The following is a 5,144-nucleotide window of genomic DNA, read 5'->3' as shown; positions in this document are numbered from 1 at the left end:
AAACCCAAAGCCAGGCTTACCAGCCGGGAATCAATTATCTCTAAATCTTCATAGCCGAGCATGCTTTTAGCCACTCTGGCCGACTGTAAAGTGCCGCTTAAGGCCGAAGAAATATGGATGGAAATAATACTCGCCTTTTCTTCTACCAGCGGCCGATAGGCTTCCACAAACTCTTGAGGCGAGGGTTGGGAGGTAGTGGGCAATACAGAAGAGCTGCGCAGTTTTTGAAAAAACCCGCGGGGATCGAGATCCACTCCATCCCTAAAAATTTCTGGACCGAAGATTACTTTTAAAGGCACCACAACGATGTTATATTTCTCTATCAATTCACGAGGCAGGTCTGCCGTACTATCGGTAACGATCCTTACTTGGCCCATACTTCATCGTAACTCCTTTTGCCTTTCCCTGTTTATTCCACGGAAATAATAAACTCATATAACGGTTGTCCCCCATAATAAAGCTCGAATTCCGCCTCTGGAAAATACTTCCGCATAGCTTCCGTAAAGTCCTCCGCTTCCAAGGTCGTAAGGTTTCCTCCAAAATAAAGGGTTACAAGACCAGAACCCTCCTCCAGCATCTCCTCTAAGGTTTGCTTTAAAACCTCCAGGAGGTCAGAGCCGCAAGTTACAACCCGGCCCTCCACCAACCCGAGGTAATCACCTTGCCGGATGTTACGTCCATCTATAAGAGAATCCCTGGCCGCCCGGGTTATTTCGCCTGTTTTGACTTTCTTTAGAGCCTCCGTCATCTTGGCTATATTTTCCTCAAGGCTAGAATAGGGGTTAAAGGCCATAAGAGCTGCTATGCCCTGGGGTATACTCACCGAAGGTACCACCCGCGCGGGTCTCCCTGCTATCTTTATCGCCTGCTGGGCTGTAAGAAGTATATTGCCGTTATTAGGCAAGATTAAAACGGCCTCCGCCCTTACTTTCTCTACGGCCGCGGCCAGATCTTGCGCGCTCGGATTCATGGTCGGCCCGCCGTCTACCACCACGCTGGCACCCAAGCTTTCCAGTATGGCGTTAATGCCTTCCCCAGGACCTACCGCTACTATTCCCAGGGCACGCTCCTCAGCTTCCGAACTCCCCGTCCACTCCAGATACTGTTCTTCCATATTGTTTATTACCACCGAACGCAAACTGCCGTATTTAAGGCCGCACTCCAGTACCAGCCCGGGATGATTAGAGTGGATGTGGACCTTTGCCGTTTTATCGTTACCCACCACCAATAGACAGTCTCCATAAGGGGAAAGCTCCTTTTTTAAGCTTTCCAGAGGAATGTGGGGACCTACCAGCACAAATTCGGTGCAATAGGTATAATCTATTTGTGCAGATAATGCGGCTTTCTTTAGGGGGGCAAATTGCTTTTGCTGGAAAGTGGCCAGTTCGAAAAGCTGGATATCCTTTTTAAGAGCTAAGTCCTCCAAAGCCTTGATAATTCCCTCGAGTATCACCACCAATCCTTTCCCGCCCGCATCCACTACTCCCGCTTCTTTTAAAACAGGCAAAAGTTCGGGGGTGCGGTCCAGCGCCTGTTGAGCTTGCCGGTAAGTGTAAATTATTACCCGGAGTAAATCTTTGGTTTTTCCCGATACCTCTGTTGCAGCCCGGCTTATAGCCCGGCAAACTGTAAGGATGGTACCTTCCACCGGACTGTTCACGGCGCGATAAGCATATTCAGTACCTAAGTCAAAAGCACGTACAAGCTCGTAAACGCCAGCCCGATCTTTGCCGGCTAAAGCTTCGGCAAGACCCCGTGCTATCTGGGATAAGATCACTCCTGAATTCCCCCGGGCTCCTAAAAGACATCCGCGGGCGAAGGCTTCGGCGACCGTGCCCAAGGAGGAATTATCTAGGCTTTGTATTTCCTTGACCCCGTTTAAAAAGGTTAAATACATGTTGGTCCCCGTATCTCCATCCGGCACGGGGAATACGTTTAAGTTATCAATTTCCGTACGTACCTGCCCTAAAAGATTGGCCGCACCCACGAGCATAGCTTTTAGGTCTTGTCCGTCAAAAAAATAATAAGGCAAAAACCCAGCCTCCTATTCTTCGAGGATGTAAAGTATCAGGTTCACTGTTCTATGCTTCATTCGACACACAAGAAATTTTTCCTCCCGCACCCCCGGAATACGGGCCGTCTTTTAGTACGGTCCACTATTTTTCCTTCTTTTAGTATTCACCTGTGCTATAATAAAGACTAAATTAAATAAACTTAAAGGAGGCCTAGTTTATGTCGAGCCTCTCCAAAGACGTAGTTCAGCCTCGTTTTGCCTTGATATCGGCCACCCTCGCCTCTTTCCTTACCCCTTTTACTAGCAGCTCTCTTAATCTGGCCATCCCTGCTATAGGAGCAGAATTTAAAGCCGACGCTTTGAGCCTCAACTGGGTTGTCTCGGCGTTTTTGCTAACTTCAGCGGTCTTTCTTTTACCCTTCGGGCGCCTGGCCGATTTATACGGGCGGAAGAAAATTTTCCTGGCCGGCATAAGCAGTTATACCCTCTTCTCCCTTCTTTCGGCCCTGGCTCCCAATCTTTTATTCTTAATAGCCTTCCGCGCCCTGCAAGGGATAAGCAGTGCCATGATCTTTGGAACGGCTGTGGCCATCTTAACTTCCGTTTTCCCGCCTCAGGAAAGGGGCCGTGTCCTGGGAATAAACGCTGCGGCAGTTTACACGGGTTTAACTTTAGGGCCGTTTCTGGGGGGACTGTTAACGCACCACTTCGGCTGGCGTTCCATCTTCTTGGTCACCTTCTTGATAGGGGTAACAACTTTCACCCTGGCAGGAACCAGACTTAAAAGTGAATGGGTAGGTGGCCGGGGAGAAAAGTTCGATTTCGTAGGGTCTCTTCTATCTATCCTCAGTTTAGGTGCATTAATCTACGGGGCTTCTAGCCTCTCCTCAGGCACCATATATGTGTTTCTTTTATTGCTAGGCATAATAGGCATCGGTATTTTCGCGTGGTATGAAAGACACACTTCCTACCCCTTGTTAAATCTCAAGTTATTCCTTTCCAACCGACCCTTCGCTTTTTCTAACCTGGCCGCGCTCATAAATTATAGCGCCACCTTCGGTAGCGGCTTTCTTCTTTCCTTATATCTCCAAGTAGCTAAGGGCTTAGACCCCCAACTGGCAGGTTCCATACTGTTAGTACAATCGCTGATGCAGGTCATTTTGTCTCCCGTGGCCGGTTATCTCTCCGATAGAATAGAACCCAGGCTTGTAGCATCTACCGGTATGGCCCTAACTTGCCTGGGGTTGTTGACCCTGGCTTTTTTAGGCCTTAACTCCCCGTTAACACTAGTCGTAGCTAATCTCGTACTTCTGGGGATAGGCTTCGGCCTTTTTTCCTCCCCCAACACCAATGCTGTAATGAGCTCCGTCTCAAAAACCTACTACGGTATAGCTTCATCTACCCTGGGAACCATGCGCCTTGTAGGCCAAGCCTTGAGCATGGGCATCGTGGCGCTGGTGTTCTCTTTCTACTTTAAAGGCGCATCCATCACCCCCGAGACTTCTGCCCTGCTTCTTAAAAGTAATCACATTTCCTTCCTCACTTTTGCTGCTCTCTCGGCCGCCGGTATCTTGGCTTCCTTGGCCCGCGGCGAAATACACGGAACCAACGTTTAAGGGCCACGGGACCGTTGACTTAAGTAGCACGCCATGATATAATAAAGCTCGCAGCAAGCAGCATACGGGCGATTAGCTCAGGGGGAGAGCACTTGCCTTACAAGCAAGGGGTCGGTAGTTCGAATCTACCATCGCCCACCAGCGGTGGAGCCGTGGTGTAGCGGTTCAACATGTCGGCCTGTCACGCCGAAGATCGCGGGTTCGAATCCCGTCGGCTCCGCCACACCTGCCCCGGTAGCTCAGTTGGTAGAGCAGAGGACTGAAAATCCTCGTGTCGGCGGTTCGATTCCGCCCTGGGGCACCACTTTGAGAATCAAGGATTTGCGGCAAGCAAAGCCGCAGGTAAAATGTATAAATCCTCTGTTCATGGCCGCCTTCAAAAATACTGGAGGTGGCTTTAGTATTTATGGCCGTTATTAAAGTATCTCCCCACCTGCTAACTCCTCCCTGGGAAGAGGTTGTAGAGGAGTTCCTTCTTACCAAAAAAGCCGAAGGCAGGTCGCCGCTGACACTGAGGGACTACACCCGCCACCTAAAAACCTTCTTCCGCAAACACCCGGATGCCTGGCCTGACTACCACAAGCTAAAAGCCGCTATAAGGGAATACTTCGCTGCCCTTGCCAGCAAAAGCCCAACTGCTTATAACCTCCCTCGTGCTTATCTCAAACACTTTTTTGGCTGGTGTGTCTCCGAAGGCTACCTTGTGGGAAATCCCCTGGAGGGAGTGCCTAAGCGGAAAGATGAAGGCAGGCCGAGAAGCGTTGATGAGGAGACTATCAAAGCACTCCTCAGCCTGCCAGACAGAAACAGCTATACAGGTATTCGAGATTATGCCCTGATTCTCCTGCAAGTGGACACCGGAATCCGGCCCGGAGAGGCACTTCAGCTTACACCCTCCTGCTTTAACCTGAGAAACTTGGAAGTGACTATTCCCAGTTCTGTCGCTAAGACCAGGCAGGCCAGGGTTGTGGTAATCTCACCACAGACGGCGAAAGCCATAAAGAGGCTTCTGGCGGTAAGGCCTGCGGCGTGGAAGGAAGACGTGCCGGTATTTGCCTCCCAGGACGGCAAAGCCATGCTGGAAACCTCCTGGGCACACAGGTTAAGAAGATACGGCCAGAAGTTAGGCGTTAGAGTTAACCCCTACAGCCTCCGCCACACTGCAGCCATTATGTCCCTACGCAATGGAGGAAGTGCCTTCTTCGTGCAAAAGCAGTTGGGTCATGCCAGCCTAGCTATGACCAAGCGGTATGTGCATTTAGTGGAGGCTGATTTACACCGGGAGCATGAGGTTTGCTCACCAGTGGCAAGTATCCTACCTGAAAGACAAAGGGCCAAAAGGAAGGTGAACAGCCGTGCGTAAATCTTTCTATGACTTCACCGGCCTGTGCATTGATGAGGCCCATATCAAGCTGAACGAGTGCCAGGACTACCAAAAGTTGCAAGAGACCATAGAGAGGCTTGAGGAGATACTTCTAAGCCGCCTGGGTGAGCAAGAGAAGGCCGTCTATGAG

At 50.3% G+C, this 5,144-nt stretch carries 4 protein-coding genes and 3 tRNA genes; 5 read left to right on the top strand and 2 right to left on the bottom strand.

What is annotated here, in order from left to right; translation table 11 throughout:
* Together L5656_RS10530 and L5656_RS10525 are read right to left on the bottom strand one after the other, a co-directional pair.
* The coding region (locus L5656_RS10530) for a DegV family protein (protein ID WP_297202727.1) at positions 1-377 on the bottom strand (377 nt) is incomplete at its 3' end.
* A gap of 32 nt (positions 378-409) precedes the next feature.
* On the bottom strand, positions 410-2,032 hold the full coding sequence (locus tag L5656_RS10525; protein WP_297202725.1) for a DAK2 domain-containing protein: 1,623 nt from the start codon (positions 2,030-2,032) through the stop codon (positions 410-412).
* Positions 2,033-2,232: 200 nt separating this feature from the next.
* Between L5656_RS10525 and L5656_RS10520 the strand changes: the two genes are divergently transcribed.
* The 5 genes from L5656_RS10520 to L5656_RS10500 all read left to right on the top strand — a co-directional run bounded on the left by L5656_RS10520 (position 2,233) and on the right by L5656_RS10500 (position 4,993).
* Positions 2,233-3,630 carry an MFS transporter gene (locus L5656_RS10520; RefSeq protein WP_297202723.1) on the top strand — a complete coding sequence of 466 codons (1,398 nt, stop codon included), beginning with the start codon at positions 2,233-2,235 and terminating at the stop codon, positions 3,628-3,630.
* 66 nt (positions 3,631-3,696) lie between these two features.
* Positions 3,697-3,771: transfer RNA gene (locus L5656_RS10515), tRNA-Val, on the top strand.
* 5 nt (positions 3,772-3,776) lie between these two features.
* A tRNA-Asp gene (locus L5656_RS10510) sits at positions 3,777-3,853 on the top strand.
* Between the two features lie 5 nt (positions 3,854-3,858).
* A tRNA-Phe gene (locus L5656_RS10505) sits at positions 3,859-3,934 on the top strand.
* Positions 3,935-4,036: 102 nt separating this feature from the next.
* Positions 4,037-4,993 carry a tyrosine-type recombinase/integrase gene (locus tag L5656_RS10500; protein ID WP_297202720.1) on the top strand — a complete coding sequence of 319 codons (957 nt, stop codon included), beginning with the start codon at positions 4,037-4,039 and terminating at the stop codon, positions 4,991-4,993.
* Positions 4,994-5,144: the final 151 nt, after the last annotated feature.

The sequence above is a fragment of the Thermanaeromonas sp. genome (assembly GCF_021890735.1).
Lineage (GTDB): Bacteria > Bacillota > DSM-521 > Neomoorellales > Neomoorellaceae > Thermanaeromonas.
Note: the sequence above shows the minus strand (reverse complement) of the source record. Positions and strands in the feature narration are given on the sequence as shown.

What these genes read in the sequence shown, in the direction of transcription:
- L5656_RS10520 (WP_297202723.1), top strand. Translation starts at nt 2,233, where the DNA reads ATGTCGAGCCTCTCCAAAGACGTAGTTCAGCCTCGTTTTGCCTTGATA.
- L5656_RS10500 (WP_297202720.1), top strand. Translation starts at nt 4,037, where the DNA reads ATGGCCGTTATTAAAGTATCTCCCCACCTGCTAACTCCTCCCTGGGAA.